Source organism: Sphingobacterium mizutaii, from assembly GCF_900187125.1.
Classification (GTDB): domain Bacteria; phylum Bacteroidota; class Bacteroidia; order Sphingobacteriales; family Sphingobacteriaceae; genus Sphingobacterium; species Sphingobacterium mizutaii.
The window spans coordinates 3,274,998-3,291,894 of the sequence record NZ_LT906468.1 but is presented as its reverse complement, the minus strand read 5'-3'; the positions used below and the strand labels follow the sequence as shown (position 1 = coordinate 3,291,894).

Here is a 16,897-nt window from a genome sequence, read left to right as displayed (position 1 = left end):
ATAATTTTCAATAAACTATGCAGTAAAGTTGTGATAATGTCAATAGTTTGCCCTAAATCGAATATTTTAAGGCTTTTGGCTAAAGAACTAAATAATTTGCTAATTTTGTACCTGTTAATTTTGTTTGTTTATGCAAAAAGATTCTACCTCGTTATTTGATTTGATGCGTGTTTCAGACCATCAAAATATTTTCATTTGTAATGATAAGGAAGTTGGTTTGAAAGCTATTGTAGCTATCCATGACACCACGCTAGGACCTGCCATCGGTGGGGTCCGTATGTTGCCGTATGCTACAGAAGCCGAAGCTATCGAAGATGCTTTGCGTCTATCGAAAGCCATCACCTATAAAGCTTCCCTTGCTGGTCTTAACCTAGGTGGAGGTAGTGCCATTATCATTGGTAACAACAGAACCGAAAAATCAGAAGTCTTAATGCGTCGTTTTGGACGATTTATCAACGGATTGAATGGAAACTTTATCGCTTCCATCGATGTGGGTACCACCCAAAAAGACTTAGAATACATTCATGCAGAAACTAACTATGTTGCTGGCTTGCCAACTTCATTGAATGGTTCTGGTGATACTACCGTATTTGCTGCCAAAGGCGTTTATTACGGTATCAAAGCGGCTATCAAAGAGCTTTATGGCGATGATAACCTTGCCGGAAGAAAGATCGCTGTACAGGGTGTAGGTAGCGTAGGAGAGCATTTAGTATCTCTTTTACGTGCTGAAAATGCTAGGGTTTATGTTTCTGACATGACTGAAGAGCGTAAGATGAAAATTGCAGCGAAATATAAAGCTGAACCTATTACTTACTCAACTAGCTTTGAATTGGATGCTGATGTTTATGCTCCATGTGCATTAGGCGGTACAGTGAATCCAGATACAGTTCCACGTATGCGTTGCAAGATTATCGCTGGTTCTGCGAACAACCAACTCTTGGAAGAGGAAAAAACCGTTCAATTATTGAAGGATAACAACATCCTTTATACTCCAGATTTCTTAATCAATGCTGGTGCATTGATCAGCTGTTTCTCGGAATTAGAAGGTTATGGTGCTGATCGCACTGATCACTTGATCCGTTACATTTACACCGCAACCAGACACGTAATCCAAAAATCAAAAGAAGAAAATATCTCTACTTATCAGGCCGCTAAAGAATTAGCTGAAAAGCGTATTCAAGACATGAGAAAGTTAAAATAATATAGTATAATATCGTTCTTTATTAAATATTCGTTCTTTCAATAAATTATGCTAAATAGAAGACACCTTAGGGTAAAGGTCATGCAGACATTGTATGCCTACAGCTTGTCGGAAGACAAGAACATCGTCAATTTTGAGAAAAGTCTGCTCAAAAGTGTGGAGGAAGTCGATGAAATGTACATCTGGACACTGAATCTCCTAGATGAAGTGGCTGAGTATGTCCTAGTCGATGTGGAGGGAATCGCCAATAAGTGGATTCCATCAGATAAGGATAAGACCTTTACTTCTACCAAATTAAACAGCAATACCTTCATCGATTCCTTGAGACAAAACAGGGAATACCTAGAGAAGGTAAAGCGCTATAAAGTTGATTGGAATTACGATCCGGAAATTGTTCGTTCTATCTTTTCCCAACTAAAAGATTCAGAAGCCTACCTGGAATACCTAAATCTTGAAGACCGCTCTATTTCAGCCGAAAAAGATATCATTAAGTATATCTTCAAAAAGATCATCTTGAAATCACCAGATATCGAGCAGGCATTAGACGAGCGTTTCATCAATTGGCAAGTGGACAAGGAAGTGCTTCAGGCTATGATTGCCAAGACCTTCAAGAATTTCAGTTCTGAAGTTCCTGCCAAAAACAAATTAGCTGATTTGACTCCGAGCTGGTTAGAGGACAAGGATTTCATTATCGATCTATTGAAGATGACCATCAAATATGCTGATGAGTACCAAGATATGATCGCTGCGAAGACCAAGAACTGGGAATCTGACCGTATCGCTTTGCTAGACAACCTATTGATGCGTATGGCAATCACAGAGTTGATCAATTTCCCAACTATTCCTGTCAAAGTAACCATCAACGAATATATCGAACTATCGAAATCATTCAGTACCTTGAAAAGTAGTACCTTTATCAATGGTATCTTAGATAAAATCCTTGCCGACCTGAATGCGCAAAGACGTATCAAAAAAGAAGGTAGGGGATTGATCGCTTAAATCATATTAACATGAAAAAACTTATTTTATCATTTGTTGCTGCAACAGTTCTGTTTGCTTCTTGTAACCAAGAAGGCAAGAAAACAGATGCTGATGCACAAAATACAACCGAATCAGCAACTACTGAAGGGAACGATGGAATCGGAAAAATGGAATTCGAGGAAACCGTTTATAATTTCGGAAAGATCAAAGAAGGCGAAGTCGTTAAGCATGTTTTCAAGTTTGAGAATACAGGCACTAGCCCTGTAATCCTTTCCCAAGTTTCAGCAAGCTGTGGCTGTACCACGCCAACATTTACCACCACTCCGGTATTACCAGGGAAAGTGGGTGAAATCGCTGTGGAGTTCAACAGCAGTGGCCAAGTCGGACAACAACAAAAAATAATCACCATTGCTTCCAATGCTGAGGCAAACATCAGCACCGTTCAATTGAAAGGTGAAGTAGAGGCAATCTAATAAGTAACTATAAACTATAATATACAAATGATTTCAACAATTTTATTACAAGTAGGAGGAAGTGGCTTTACACAGTTAATTCCTATGGTATTAATCATTGTGGTTTTCTATTTCTTTATGATTAGACCACAAATGAAAAAGCAAAAAGAACACAAAAAATATATCGAAGAAATTGGTGTAAACTCTAGAGTAGTGACTACTGCTGGAATCCACGGCCGTATCGTTGAAGTAAGTGATAAAACTTTCTTAGTAGACGTAGGTAATGGTGTTAAAATCCGCTTTGACAAAACGGCTATCTCTCTAGAAGCTTCTAAAGCTTTGAATACTGAATCTAAATAGTATTTAGTATAAAGTATTTAGTATTTAGACTTTGTGTTGGCGTACAATGGATCCCACTAGGTTCTTTTGAAGACTATATAGGTGTCTAAATACTAAATACTAACTACTAAATACTTCAAAAAAAATCTCGCTGCATTTCAAAAGATGCAGCGAGATTTTTTTTGAAATGCAGCGAGATTTTTTTTGGTTTCATTCGAGGCATATTCGAGACATGTTCGGGAAACCTTCGGAAAAGTGTCGGGAATTCCTTTGGAATTTATTGGGTCATTTTGCGAGTTTTAGCAATGTGTCTCGAATAAGGTCAAACTTAAAATATTACTCTTAAAAGGGAAGGGTAAAAAAAATCCTGATTGCCTTTTCTGTAAACAGAATCAGCAACCAGGATTTTACTAACGTATTAAATTCTTATGTGGAATTTCTATTGAGGGAATTCAAGGATTCGGACTTCCGAAATCTGGAAGTTACTTCCACCATTCAATTCAGTAATGGAGAATTTATAATAGTTATAGGCGGTTTTATTGGTGAAATTAAAGGTTCTAGACTGTCTTCTTTCTGTGAAGTATTCAGGACCTCTTTCATCAACCACTACCCATGTTTTACCATCAATGGAGCCTTCCACTTTCCATCTCCTTGGGTCACGGTCTGGCGCATCATTACCAGAAGTCAAGCTATAGCCATTCACCACTTGTGGCGAGTCAAATAGGAACTGCCAGCTCATATTTGGTCCCACACCACCCACAAATATCTTGGTTGTGATATTACCGTCGATCATCTTCTTGGATCCTTCTCCACCATCTGGACCACCCCCGTTCTCATGGGATACCGAGAACATGTTCTCAAAGGTAGTCACATCTTTGATCAGTCCCAATTCAGATACAAAAAGGTTCATCATCGCTACCGATCCTTTTGCGGTCGTCAGCTTTAACTGGATCTCTTTAAAGGTTCCCGGGTCAAAGGTCAGATCAATGGTTTTGTCGGTACTGAGGATCGCTCCAGAAGTTTTATAGCCATCACGCCATTCTGTTTTGCTCACGGCCATATTGGTTGTGAAAGACAAGTTCAGTTTACCTGCTCCAACGGTTTTGGTATTTACCTTGATCAAGTTGGCTGCAGAGATGCGGATAGTTTCCTCCCGCTGTGCCCAATAGCCTTCTCCATTTAATGCTACCATTTTTACGACATAGGTGCCAGTATTCAAGAAGGTATGGGATGGTCCTGCAATAGACGATGTACTATCATCACCGAAGGACCAGCGCGTTTCCTTGAAATTAGTTCCCTTATTGTCGAATTTATAAGTAAAGGGGTCGTTCGCATTTGCCAATGCATAGGTAAAAGCTGCCGTTGGCTTCGGCTCTTTTTCTATGATTTCAGGAACCCCCTGTTCATCCTTTGTACATGCGCTGCTGATCGAAGCCAAGATCAAGCAGTAAAATGCATATTTCATTATTTTCATCATTCTGATCATTGTAATTGTTAAGGAATTCTAACCATTCTCCATTCCGCCATCTGGAATAAACTACTGCTTCTCGTTCTTTCAATATGTAGCTTGAACTGTTTGTACGCTTTAGGGAATTGAATGTTAAAGCGTTTAGTTTCTGTACGGTTATTGAAAACTTCTGTTCTGCGTGTATCCAAGGCTTCCCAAGTGGTTCCATCATTGGATCCATAAAGCACCCATTCTGCTGGATCTCTTTCTTGGGCATCATTTCCTGAAGTGAAGGTATAAGCACCGATCTTCTGTGGCTCATCATATACCAGTTTCAGCTCTAGGTCTACGAAATCGAACAATAGGAACTTACTGTTGTAGTTGTTGTCAATCAATTTGACAGCATTTTCATTTTGGTTTCCATTATCCCTACTGTAGAAATATTCGCCTTGATTCGTTACATCCACCTCAACCACGTTTTCAGAATCGATCAATATGATGCTATAGTTTTTCTGTGGATTGAGCACATGTAGGGTAGAAGAGCTTAGTTTTACCAATACAGCCAGTTTTTTGTCCAGATTAGCATTGACTACCGACCAAGGAACGTTGATTTCAAGACCTGCTGATTTCGCATTGCTTGGAACCAATACCTTACTAGGAATAGTATATTGCTCCGGTGTTAGCCCGATGGTATTTGCTGGTAGTGTTCCAGCTTTAATCAATTGGGCGATGGTATCCGTCGAAGTAACCACCTCCACCGTGAAAGCAGAACCAGGGAAACTTGCTAAGCTAATGCCCAATGGTATGGTCATCCCAGAGGATGAGCTGACATAATTTACTTGGTTTTTAGCTTCTAAGACCGCACCTGCACCATTGGTTAAGGAAATGAAATGTATGTCTGACTCTGTGATCAGGTCATTAACTTTCAGGATTAGTACCCCCGTAGCATTGTTTTTATCAATGTTGTTTCCTTTTCCAGCATTGGTAATGCTATAGCCAATGACAATGTTCTTTCCGAAATATTTTTCCACCTCGGTACGGGTTATCGTAACATTGAACACTGCTGAATCTGCTCCGAAATTAACCTTGGTACTGTTTGGTAAAAAGATAGATTCTGGCTTGATAGCAATGTAATTACTGCCTAGGTTCTTGTTTTTGATATGGTCCGCTGCAGCTTTCTGATTCACCGCTAGGTTTACATCAAAAGCTTTAGAAGCGGGCGTGCTCAGTTTGATACTTACCGGAACGGTGATCTGTTCATTGGTTTTCGTAATGCCACCAGCGATGTCCCCCGAACCCACCGTCGTAGCAGAGCCCGGTTTGAGGGAGAAATCCTCCAAGGCTGTATCCTTACATCCGAACAAGACGGAAATACAAAGGATCGGCAGGTATATATTTTTGAATAATTTCAATATGGTTTTCATAATCTATAGGTTTATTTATCAATCCAAACACGACCATCAAGACCCCAGCTCAATTGTCTTGGTACTTTCAACCAACTGATAATTTGCGTGGAGATATCGATATTTCTAGGTACCATTGAACTCAATGTTGACGAAGTAGGCGCACAAATGAAATCGTTCAATGTGGTAATCGGATAAGTTCCGTTTGTTTTCAGGTTTGCACCTAATGGACCTTCATCCACGATGGTTGTTGCATCCTTTGAATTCATTGGCCAATAGGCAGCCAAGAAATTAATGTTCGGATGGTTTGATACAATACCTACATCACAACTGTATTGTTTGATGGTTTCTGGAGAAAGAGCCTCTTTCCAGAATTTCACATCGGCTATGTAGGCATCGGAACGCCAGCCTTCACGAGTCTCTAGGAAACCGATGCGGAATTTGGCATCCGATGTAATGGAACCCCAGCCTGTAATATCAGCTTCTTTGGTTTGTTCGCCATTGGTAAACAACCTAACGGTTCTCTTGCCATCTACCATCTGTCCAGTGACAGCGATCGAGTTCCAAGTACCACGGTTCATGTTGCGGCCAGCTTTCACTTCACCGGTACCTTTATCCCCGCGGGCATTGAAAATCCAGGACTCCCCATCTAAGTGGATTACCCAACCGATGCCGCTTGGATCTTCGCCCCAACCGCCTTGCCAATGTTGTCTCTTGCCGATAATGGAAGGATACCAGAAGGCATAGTTATTGTCGCGACCTTTGTTCTTTTTGATTTTCAGTTCGATCGTGAAGTCAGTGTTATCAAGATTGAAAATACTGTTGTCACCAACATCCAATTGAGCATAGTTCTCTGCGTTGAAGCGCATAAAATCACCGATGAACTTATTTCCAATAAATGGCTTACCGATAAATTTGGTCGCATATTTTGGCGAATAAATAATAGTGAAGGTATTCAGTGCCGCATTACTAAAGATGGTATTGTCATTTTGTGCAGGTGGGATTTCATATTCGCCACCTTGACTCGAAGTGATGATCACCATCCAATTTTCCTTAGCGTAATTCGGTCTTGCTTCCAAGGCTTTGATGATCTGACCAACCTGTCCATCAAACTTTTCGATAGCAGCCTTATATGCTGGTTTAGAGACATCGTAGCCTGCGGTTTTTCCGGCAGCATCGATCGCTGTAAAATGACCTGTAATGAAAGAGAGCTTTTCGTCTTTCAAGTCATTGATTACTTTAGTGGTTACATCCTCATCGTTTTGGGCAGCCTGCGCTTTGGTATTGGCACCAAAATATTTAAGGAAGGTAGCATTCGGACTGATAGTGCTCATCTTGATGGAATCACCAGATGATTCTTTGATCCTGGCAGCCAATAGAGGATAAGCATCAAATTTATTGGCCTCTAGGTCATTTTCCCGCACGCCATGTTTGGTATAGTTTACACCGGTGAACAAATTGGCCCAGTTGGAAGAAATACCTGCAGCATTTTCTTCACTTAGTGAAACCCATGAATAGATAGAGTGGGGAAGAAGGGCATTGATCGTCGTCACATTGGAGGTGCGTACGGACTCGCCGCGGGCACCATCGGCTATCAATAACAATACTTTTGGAGTACCGTAGATCACATCTACGGTATCCGTGTCGTTTTCTGGAATAACCTTAGAGAATTCCTCCTGACAGGAAGTGATATTAAGGCCCAGAATTATCAGCATAATGGCTGAAATGGAGTTTAAAATACGTTTCTTCATAATTAGGAGTTTATTCAATGGTTATTCTAGTAATACCTCTAGCATCTATGTTGTCGAATTTGAAGAAATCACCCAACAATAGGATGGCTCTTTTACCATCATCAGACTTGGTTTCATACATTTTCGAAATCAATCCGCCTACTAAACCGGTATTGTTCATGCCTTTCACTAGGTCACCTTTCGCGTCGATGATCATAAAGTTAGTCCTTGCTATTCCATTGTAAGAAAGGAAATAACCAGATACCGCAATGAGACCATCTTCCAACTGTAGTGCATACCTAGTATTGGAACCTTCATTGAATGCTTTAACCTTAAAGGTATTGTCAATAGTTCCGTTGGAATTCAGCATCACCAATTTTGGTGTATTTACGCCGTTAAAGGTTTTGAAATCTCCGGTCAACATATATTTTCCAGTCTTCTCGTTATAAGTCACACTTTCCACTTTATAGCTGGCACCTTTTCCGACGTTGAAGGTCTTGTCTACCGTTCCGTCAGCATTTAGGCGGACGATATATCCATGTGCTTCCGAGTCAAAACTGGTGAAGGAACCATAGATAACGGTTTTACCCTTTAAACTTCCGGTTTTGTGGTAGAAGCCTTTGGTAGGGCCATTAGCACCTGCAAATGCTTTGCCTCCTGAAAAACGGAAAGTCTTGTCTAGGCTACCATCGAGGTTCAATAAGGCTACTGAGCGGATCTCGGTACTGTCTAGGATCACCGAATCTCTGGTCTCTAGGTAGTTTGGTTTACCGTAAGTTCTATGGATATGATATCTAAAATCTCCAACGGCTAATATTTTTCCATTGTGTTCATTGATAGTATGGATCATACTATTGAATCCACCATTGAATTTAGGGTAGTATTTGATGGTATCCGGTAAGTGTGGCGGGCGATATGGTTTTACGGCCATGGTATCGATCTGTCCCACTAAGTTGATACGGGTCAAATTGGAGATATTGTCAGTTCGCTGATCATAACCAGAGAAATTTCCCGCGATGTAGTACGCGTTTTGGATTTGGACAATATTACTCAAGAAACCTTGTACACCATTTCCAGGACGGAAACTAGCATCAAACTGTCCATTTTTAAAGGTCCTGACAATTCTATTGGTCGGTTTGATATTACCTTTATTTTCATAATTGGTAAAAGATCCGATTAGGATGTTTTTCTCCTCTACGGTTTGTAAGATATCATAGATACCACCACCTGAGGCACCATAGGTCGCTTGCCAAGAAGGGTCTATTTTCACCTTTCCTTGAACAAAGAAATTTGGACCGTAAAAAATGATATCATCAATCAGGATACTGGTAATACCGGTACTGGCGAATTCTGGCACTTTAACGGTGATCTCAGAATCGGTAATGGATACTATTTCTGCCTTTTGGCCATTGAAGTTGAAAATGGCTTTGTCTTTATGGGCCGCCAGACCAGACACCTTGAATTTCACTTGGGTACCTGGACCACCTGTTTCAGGTGCGGGTTTTTGCGTACGTTCCAGTACAATGCCCAAAGCTTCTTTACCTTCCTGATAAGGTTCAGCATGGTAATCCATTTCTTTGGAACAAGAGAACAATCCGAAGACCGCAAAAATGAATATATAATATTTAGCTAACTTGTTCATAATTTTATCGTTTACTTTGAGCAACATCTAGGATAAATTCTTCCGAACCTGGGTACAGTCCAAATACACTTTTGGTGTAGTCCAATACATGGATTATACCGTTGTTGGGTTGTATGTCTGACGTACCTATTGGGTAACTGACATACCAATCTGGATTGGAAGCATCAGGGAAAAAGGACAGGTGCAATTGTCTGTAGCCTTTGTATTTCAATCTTGACACTTCTGTTGCACCACTCATCTGAACAATATCATTGAAAACTACACCAATATTGGATACATACCCCGATTGAGAAATGTAGTTTTGTCCTGGATAGGTACCCATCAAAGAGAAGTCGATCTGTGGATAATCTGCCAGTTTATTCTTTCCATTAAACATATAGCGCAACAAGTTTTTTCTCCAGATTGCCGAGTCAATATCACTCAGTTTTTGGATGGTATCCAATCCTCGGTTGTAGAGATAGGTGTTGAGTGAATTGCCAGTCCTAATGGTTCCGATCAATTGCTTGATATCCGGATCCGATGGTGCAAAAAAGGTAAACTCTTTGGTCTTGAATTCATTTTCTAGGCCAGCAAGTTTGATGACTTGGACTAAGGAATCAAATAATACCGGTTTCGATTCCAGGTATTCCAAAATAGTACCGTTAAATTCAGCATTTGCCAATCCACCATCCTCATAATAATCATCTTTATTACAGCTGCTTATAAACAGGATTCCGAAAAGGAAAAGAGCGATGTGCAGGGGTTTAAATATCTTTTTCATCTTATCGTCCAATTGTAGTCCAGTATTCATTTAATTTCATGTGCGGGTTGTTGTTCAAGGCCGACGGGTCGATAGGCCAAGTCCAACCGCCACGGTTGTATTGATCCAGTGTAAGCGGGGACATGGTCCATTCTGAGCTCAGGATCCTACGGGTACGGATCAGGTCAAAATAACGATGGCCTTCACCGATCAATTCCCTTTCTCTTTCTAGGAATATAAAGTTCTTCAAATCAGCACCACCGCCACCGCTATAACGGGAGGCTTGAGCACGATCACGAACCAAGTTCACTGCGGCTGTTGCTTCTGCATCTTTACCTAATTCGGCACAGGCCTCAGCGTAAAGTAGGATAGCATCAGCATAGCGGAAAATACTGAAGGTATTGTCAGGGTTTTTATCTTCGTTTCCAGAAGCATACACGTTGGTACCGAACTTTCTCAACACAAACCGTCCATTGTCTGAAGTAATATCTTCAAACCACATCTCTCTTCTCTTGTCTGCATCACCTTCCGGGAAGATCTGGTTCATGTAGGAAGAGATAAAATAACAGTGGCTCAACTGGTTGTTGAAACGAGGGAATTTATATGGCCAACGCAAGAAGTGATCCCAGAATGGCGCTAAAGCGGCTACATTGTCTCCGTAGTTGATACTCTTGTAGAACTCAAAAAGGGATTCTTCACTTCTACCTTTTGTGACAACTGCCCAGTTTTGGTCAGTGAACGGAGCAACCAGTTTATGTTGCTTGCTGTCGATCAATTGCTTGCCAAGGGCCGCTGCTTCTGTCAAGTACTTTTGTTTGTTGCCCGGATCGAAACTTGAATTCCACATGTTCATGTGCATCAACAAGGCGATAATGGCACCTTTTGCAGGTCTTGCCCCTCTAAGTCCTGGATCATTCAATGACCAAGGCATTAGATCTTTTTGTGGAGTCAGGTCAGCAATACATTTATTCAACACTGAAACCATGTTTTCACGAGGAAGTGGGTCAGTATGGTATGGGTCGGTATAATACGGTACATCACCATATAACCTGACCATCCAGAAGTAGGTAAATGAGCGGATGAATTTTGCTTCGGCTATGTACCTGCTCTGATCAGAACCAGTAACCCCAGGGATACCTTCTTCTAATTTTTCAATTAGAATATTGGCACTTTGGATGACTTGATAGTACTTTTTCCAATCGCTGATCACATATAATCTATACCAGTCGAACTGCGAAGAATACATGGCGACAGGTAATTGGTTTTTGCCTAAGACCTCGATTACCTTTCTTTGGCTGTAGCTATTAGCGCCATCAGAAACAAATATTTCCCCGGATCTAGCTTCTCCAATTGCGCCCATTACCCAGGTTTCATTGATCTTTTCAAAGAACCTAGCGTACATAAAGGCCATATTGGATTCAACATCCTGTTGGGATAGGTAATAGTTATTACCTGTCAATCGGTCAATAGGCTCTACGGTTAGATATTTATTACAGCTGGTTGCACTGAACCCTAAGGCAATCCCAAGTCCAATTACAGCTAATTTATTTTTTATCAAATTTTTCATAGTCATTAGAATGAAAGGTTGAAGCCTAGGGTGTAAGTTCTTGGTACTGGATATCCGTTTGATGCATCACGGCCTAAGCTCGTTACGTTTTCAGGGTTTGGCCCTGAATACGAAGAGAAGGAGTATACATTGTCCATTGAAGCATAGATACGGAAGCGATCTAGTTTAAATCTCCTCAACATATCACGATCGAAAACATAAGCGAAGATGATGTTGTTGATTTTGAAATAACTACCGTTTTCTTCCCATAAGGTCTGATCATAACGGAATGGTTGAACACTGCCATTTCTAGAGAAATCGTATGGATAAGGATACTTGGCAATATCACCGTCCTTCAACCAGATATCTAAGTTTTCAATAGGGACAATGGCAGTGGCTCCATCACTTTTGCCTCCGACTAAACCACCTCCAAAAGGATCTCTATACAGGTTTAGACGTTGTGCTAAGGCATAGTTCAAGATGGTTCTCTTGGCTGTGTAAGAGGCATAGATCGATAACTGGAAGTTTTTGTAGTTCAAAGTGTTTTGAACCCCACCAGTCCATAGTGGTTGCGTATTACCAGCACGTGCATAGTCACGGTTGTCTAAAATATAATCTCCATTTCTATCTACGTAGATTGGGTCCCCAGCTTGGAAGAAAGTTCCATCCGAAGTACGGTAGCGAAGGCCGGTAGCCGGATCCACTGGTACATCGGCATCCGTCGCGTATACTCCGATATTTTCTAACAAGTAATTTGATAAAGCTGAGGTACCTACGCGGTTTACCATGTGCAATCTATCTGCTTGACCATCCCATTTGATGAATTGTCCTCTAAAGTTGTCAGGCAATTGCAATAGGACGTCTTGGTTGTAAGCACCATTGATAGACAGGGTCCAGTTGAATGGACTGTTGACCGAAAGAGGGCGGAAGTTCAACGCAATCTCATGCCCATAGTTTGCTAGTCCAGCATCATTGGAGTGAAGTTTGTCAAATCCGGAAGTATTGTTCAAGAAAGACTCAAACAATAGGTTTTCTACCCTCTTATAATAAGTATCGTAAATGATCTCAATTTTGTTGTTCAGGAAGGTAAGGTCTACCCCTAAGTTATACTGCATGGAGGTAACTGGCAACAAGTTTGGATTTGGAATAAATTCGTAGTTGATACCGATACCATTGATCTGATTGTAAAGACCAGAAATATCATACTTACCATAGATACGTTCCAAGGTACTGGTTGGCATTACGTTTACACCCCATGTAAAGCGTAGGGATGCAAGGTTGATCCAAGGAAGGGTTTTGATCCATTCTTCATGGTGTGCATTCCAACGAAATCCGACAGCTGGATTCTTGGTATAAAGGTTTTTGAAACCATTGGCAGAGGAACCATCCAAACGATAGGATAGATCTAGGATATATTTGCTTTTGTAACTATAGGTAGTCGCAAGGGCAAATGATAGCGCTTTCTCATTTCTGAAGTTGGACAATACACCACCACCTCTAGAGAAATAACCATCGAAACCTAATGGACCTTCGAATTGGTCATTTGGTGTTCTCGCTTGTTTGGTGATGGTATTCTGACGTTGGTTATGTCTTACCTCATTGAACAAGTTGATAAAGATGTTGTGGTCTTCATTGATATCCTTGGTATAGTTCAGGATATTTCTGTTGTATAGGTTTGATTCGCGACCAGCAAATGAATAGACTTCAGAGAACTGACCTGCAGCTGCAGCCGGTGTAAATTTGTCTTCATTGTTTGAAGCAAATTCATAACTCATAGCCGACTGTAATCTCAGACCTGGGATGATCTCAAATTTACCTTCCACATACGGACGGATCAATTTGGAACTGTTATCATTTTTGGTTCTAATGGCAGAGATATAATCGTTGTCTGCCGAGAAGAATCCCGGAGGAGGCAATAGGGTAGAGTTCATACCGCCTGTTGATACCCCAGTTTGAAGGATACCTGTACCATCACCTTTATTCTGTTTACCTAACTGAGCAAATACCTGTCCTGTAAATTCAAAGCGTTTTGTAGGACGGTAATCCATTCTCAAGTTGGCTGAATAACGGTTGAAGCCTGTATTCTTGATTACCCCGGTTTCCCCATAATAACCCAAATTGGATTTATAGGAAAGGATTTCATTACCACCATCCAAACTTAAGTTATGGTTTTGGTTGAATGTGTTTTGGTAATAAAGCGATTGCCAGTTTGTTGAGTTATTGAAGAATGCATTCAAACTATCTGCAAGCATCGGAGTTTGCATGATTCTGTCAATTTCGGCCTGTGTTCTCGCGTTATTGATAATCTGCCAGATTTTGATTTGGCGTTCTAGGTTACCTCCTAAAGTCTCTCTCAATTTTGGTGGAGTCTTCAAGAAGGTACTGTGTGTATAGTTGATTCTAGGCACAGGAGAATTACCACGTTTTGTGGTGATAATGATTACCCCGTAGGCACCTTGAGAACCGTAAAGTGATGTCGCTTGGGCATCTTTCAAGATCTCGATGCTCTGCACATCCTCAGGTGGGATCAAGGAAAGCGGCGAGATACCCGGTCCTTGTTGTTGTAGACCGAATTCTGAAGCTCTATCTGCATCCATCGGAACCCCATCGATTACATATAGGGGAGATGTAGGCATCAAGATGGACTCGCTACCTGAACCTGTGGTGGAAAGGGTAGAAAGACCACGGATTTGAGTTGAGCCCCTAAAACCTGGTGCACCGGTATTTACCTGTACGTTCAATCCCGGTACCTTACCTTGCATCAATTGCTCTAGGTTGGCAGTAGGGACGTCACGGATATCCTTTTCTCCAAGTGTGAAAGAAGAACCTGTGGTATTTTCCTTTTTACGGGCCACATATCCACGGACTACGACCTCTTCTACCTGATCTTGAGTGGAGCTCATTTGAACCGTTAAGGTCGTTTGGTTGGCTCTCACCGTTACTCTTCTTTGATTAAAACCTACAGCTTTAAAAATTAATGCTGTATTTGGGGCTATACTCACGCCAAAGTTACCATTGTCGTCAGTTGCCGTAATAGCCCTATTGGTCGCCGCATTTATCACTGTTACGCCGGCAATACCATTATTAGACTCATCAACCACTCGACCACGCAGGTTTTGGTTCTGAGCATAAGCAAATTGTAGGCTAAAAATGCTTAAGATTAATATGATTAGTTTCTGTAATTTCATAAGGCTAAGGTTTATTCATCCTCGAATTTTGGGTTCTGATTACGGAAATGGAAAACGATTTCCCAATCTCCCTTTTTATAGATCGCGAAGTTCAGTCCAAATTGACCCACTGTACGGTCTCCTCCAAATCCAATCCTGGAATAGGCAAAAGACACACTGGCCGTTCCACCAGAAGAAAAGTCTGTGCGGAATGAGGTTAATGGAATCGGATAGGCCACATCGTATTGTACATATTCTGTAGTCGTCACTTTACTGAATCCATGGACTAGGAAGTCCCATCGGGTTTCATTGAATTTCACGGGATTGATAAACTTACCGTCAGCACCCATGAACTTGAAACGTAAGCTGTTGCCTTTGCCTCCAGAAAATGGTCGGATGTAAACCACGACATCTTTCTGGATGTTATTGTTAACCAAAGGCAATTGCGTCCTTTCGCCAATTACATTGCTTAAGAAACTTGGGATGATATAATCCTGTCTGGTGGTATCCTTAGGACGTTGCGGATCTGGAGCTTTCCCCCCGGTATAAGGGTTGATGTCCGTCGCTGGGTAATAAGGGATCTCACGCCAAGGAATAAATTGGAAGTCCTTGATGATCTGGGTGCCTCCCGAGTTCTGAACCTTCAGGTCAAAGAAACGGATATCTTGCGTTTTCAAGACTGTATCGACAGGTCTTGGTTTGATGACCGCGTTTGTTGCTCCAGCCCATAAGATCAATCGGCCATTGCTATCAACTTCGAATGCTGGTTTTTCCACCAATTTTCTCTTCGCTTCGATCTCTGCCAATGATTTTTCCTTTCCATCGTATTCCTGGATCCATTCATAGGTTTTAACATTGGTAAATAAGTCTGTTACAGGACGACCGTCACCATACCTAGCATTGACAATTTCAAACTTCATCGGTAGGGTAGAGTTATCCTCCGATAGGGAAGTAAAGACATTGGTCCTGCCTAGGGTAGGTTCGATGACCTTGATAATATAATTGATGTTTTCGCTTATAAAATCCCTGTCTTCAGGAAGGTCGTACATTTTTGAACAGGCGGTAAATAATCCATAACTCCCTATAAAGAGACAGAGCAATCGGATACTATTTTTGATTTTCATTTTTCTTCAATTAAGGTTAATAGATTATTTAGTTCCTTTATTTACGCTCCAATCAGCCAATTGGAATAGATCTCCAGAGCGAACACGTTGTACATTTAACCTGTAATACTTGTATGCTTTGGTGTTACTGATCCAGAAGACACGTTGTTGGAACCTAGATGTAAATTCTTCTCCAGATTTAGAATCCAGGGTTACCCAGTTTGATCCATCATCAGATGCCGTCAAGGTCCAGTCAATTGGATCCCTTTCAACCGCGTCGTTCGCTGAGGTTAGGGTATAGGCATTTGCTGCAGTTGGTTCGTTTAGTTCCACTTGCATCCAGTTTCCACCGAAACTACCTAACAGATACTTGGTTTCTGGATTGCCATCAAACACATATTTCGAAGCTTCTACAGCATTGATACCACCATCGTTTTCGCGTGATACCGAGAATTTACCGCCAACAGTTACGAATAAGTTTGGTGGAGGTGGGATGTAGGTCAATCGGGTCACAAAGTCGTTGAAACCGAAAACATGGTTCGGAGAAACAACGTGGATCATCCCATTCTTCGCTTCGATATTGATGGAAGCAGTCGTTGCGGTAATCCAGTTTCTGGTGAATTGGCTGTTTTTGGTGTCCGAGTATTCAATGACCTTAGGACCGCCGCTTTCAAATCCAGATGAGGTCGCTGTCGTTAATTTAGCGTTCATCGTTCTTTTGTACTTGAAGTCGTGCAGCTGGATTCCATCTTTCATCATCATGGAATCACTAGGGTAGAAGCCTTTGATCAGGTATTGCGCCATCATGGTGTCCAATTGCAAGAGGTCCACATTGGCTAGATATTCCAAAGGTTTATCCGATTCTCTGCGGGTATTGTTCAAGTTTTCGATTGCTAATTGAAAGCTCTGATTGGTTGGCGCAAAGAAGGTGTATTTATCGTTTGAAGCGAGAACGGCTTGCATTTTTGTGCGATCCAATACTTTCAGTAGAGAATCAAAAACACCGGGCTTGCTTTGAAGGTACTCCAAAATAGTACCATCATAAGTCACCTTATTTACCGACTCGTTGTAATATCCATTGTCTTTGGTGCATCCGCTAACCAAAATCAAGGAGAGTAAACTATAAAATAGATTGTTGACTTTCATG

13 protein-coding genes are annotated in these 16,897 nt (G+C 41.3%); 4 read left to right on the top strand and 9 right to left on the bottom strand.

What is annotated here, in order from left to right:
• The first annotated feature begins 130 nt into the window (after positions 1 to 130).
• The 4 genes from CKW03_RS14300 to yajC are packed head-to-tail and all read left to right on the top strand — an operon-like array spanning position 131 to position 2,994.
• A complete protein-coding gene (locus CKW03_RS14300; protein WP_093098116.1) occupies positions 131 to 1,201 on the top strand; it encodes a Glu/Leu/Phe/Val family dehydrogenase in 1,071 nt (356 codons plus the stop codon).
• A gap of 48 nt (positions 1,202 to 1,249) precedes the next feature.
• Positions 1,250 to 2,200: a transcription antitermination factor NusB gene (gene nusB, locus CKW03_RS14295; RefSeq protein WP_169919014.1), complete on the top strand. Its 951-nt coding sequence runs from the start codon at positions 1,250 to 1,252 to the stop codon at positions 2,198 to 2,200.
• An 11-nt stretch (positions 2,201 to 2,211) separates the two neighbouring features.
• Positions 2,212 to 2,655 carry a DUF1573 domain-containing protein gene (locus tag CKW03_RS14290; RefSeq protein WP_093098113.1) on the top strand — a complete coding sequence of 148 codons (444 nt, stop codon included), beginning with the start codon at positions 2,212 to 2,214 and terminating at the stop codon, positions 2,653 to 2,655.
• Between the two features lie 27 nt (positions 2,656 to 2,682).
• A complete protein-coding gene (gene yajC / locus CKW03_RS14285) occupies positions 2,683 to 2,994 on the top strand; it encodes a preprotein translocase subunit YajC (RefSeq protein WP_093098112.1) in 312 nt (103 codons plus the stop codon).
• A 418-nt stretch (positions 2,995 to 3,412) separates the two neighbouring features.
• Here the strand turns inward: yajC and CKW03_RS14280 are convergent, their stop codons facing one another.
• The 9 genes from CKW03_RS14280 to CKW03_RS14240 are packed head-to-tail and all read right to left on the bottom strand — an operon-like array spanning position 3,413 to position 16,896.
• On the bottom strand, positions 3,413 to 4,450 hold the full coding sequence (locus CKW03_RS14280) for a PKD domain-containing protein (protein ID WP_175486305.1): 1,038 nt from the start codon (positions 4,448 to 4,450) through the stop codon (positions 3,413 to 3,415).
• A 17-nt stretch (positions 4,451 to 4,467) separates the two neighbouring features.
• Positions 4,468 to 5,844, bottom strand: coding sequence for a BT_3987 domain-containing protein (locus CKW03_RS14275; RefSeq protein WP_093098109.1), 1,377 nt, complete (start codon positions 5,842 to 5,844; stop codon positions 4,468 to 4,470).
• Between the two features lie 11 nt (positions 5,845 to 5,855).
• Positions 5,856 to 7,574 (bottom strand): LamG-like jellyroll fold domain-containing protein, encoded by a 1,719-nt coding sequence (locus tag CKW03_RS14270; RefSeq protein ID WP_093098107.1) that lies wholly within the window; start codon positions 7,572 to 7,574, stop codon positions 5,856 to 5,858.
• Between the two features lie 10 nt (positions 7,575 to 7,584).
• Positions 7,585 to 9,195 carry a DUF5008 domain-containing protein gene (locus CKW03_RS14265; RefSeq protein ID WP_169919012.1) on the bottom strand — a complete coding sequence of 537 codons (1,611 nt, stop codon included), beginning with the start codon at positions 9,193 to 9,195 and terminating at the stop codon, positions 7,585 to 7,587.
• A 4-nt stretch (positions 9,196 to 9,199) separates the two neighbouring features.
• A complete protein-coding gene (locus CKW03_RS20495; protein ID WP_157739538.1) occupies positions 9,200 to 9,955 on the bottom strand; it encodes a fasciclin domain-containing protein in 756 nt (251 codons plus the stop codon).
• Position 9,956: 1 nt separating this feature from the next.
• Positions 9,957 to 11,501, bottom strand: coding sequence for a RagB/SusD family nutrient uptake outer membrane protein (locus CKW03_RS14255; protein WP_236736494.1), 1,545 nt, complete (start codon positions 11,499 to 11,501; stop codon positions 9,957 to 9,959).
• Between the two features lie 5 nt (positions 11,502 to 11,506).
• Complete coding sequence (locus tag CKW03_RS14250; protein WP_093098101.1) at positions 11,507 to 14,668, bottom strand: SusC/RagA family TonB-linked outer membrane protein; 3,162 nt, start codon at positions 14,666 to 14,668, stop codon at positions 11,507 to 11,509.
• An 11-nt stretch (positions 14,669 to 14,679) separates the two neighbouring features.
• Positions 14,680 to 15,771, bottom strand: coding sequence for a DUF5007 domain-containing protein (locus CKW03_RS14245; RefSeq protein WP_093098100.1), 1,092 nt, complete (start codon positions 15,769 to 15,771; stop codon positions 14,680 to 14,682).
• Between the two features lie 24 nt (positions 15,772 to 15,795).
• Entirely contained in the window at positions 15,796 to 16,896 is a 1,101-nt protein-coding gene (locus tag CKW03_RS14240; protein ID WP_093098098.1) for a fasciclin domain-containing protein, read from the bottom strand.
• Position 16,897: the final 1 nt, after the last annotated feature.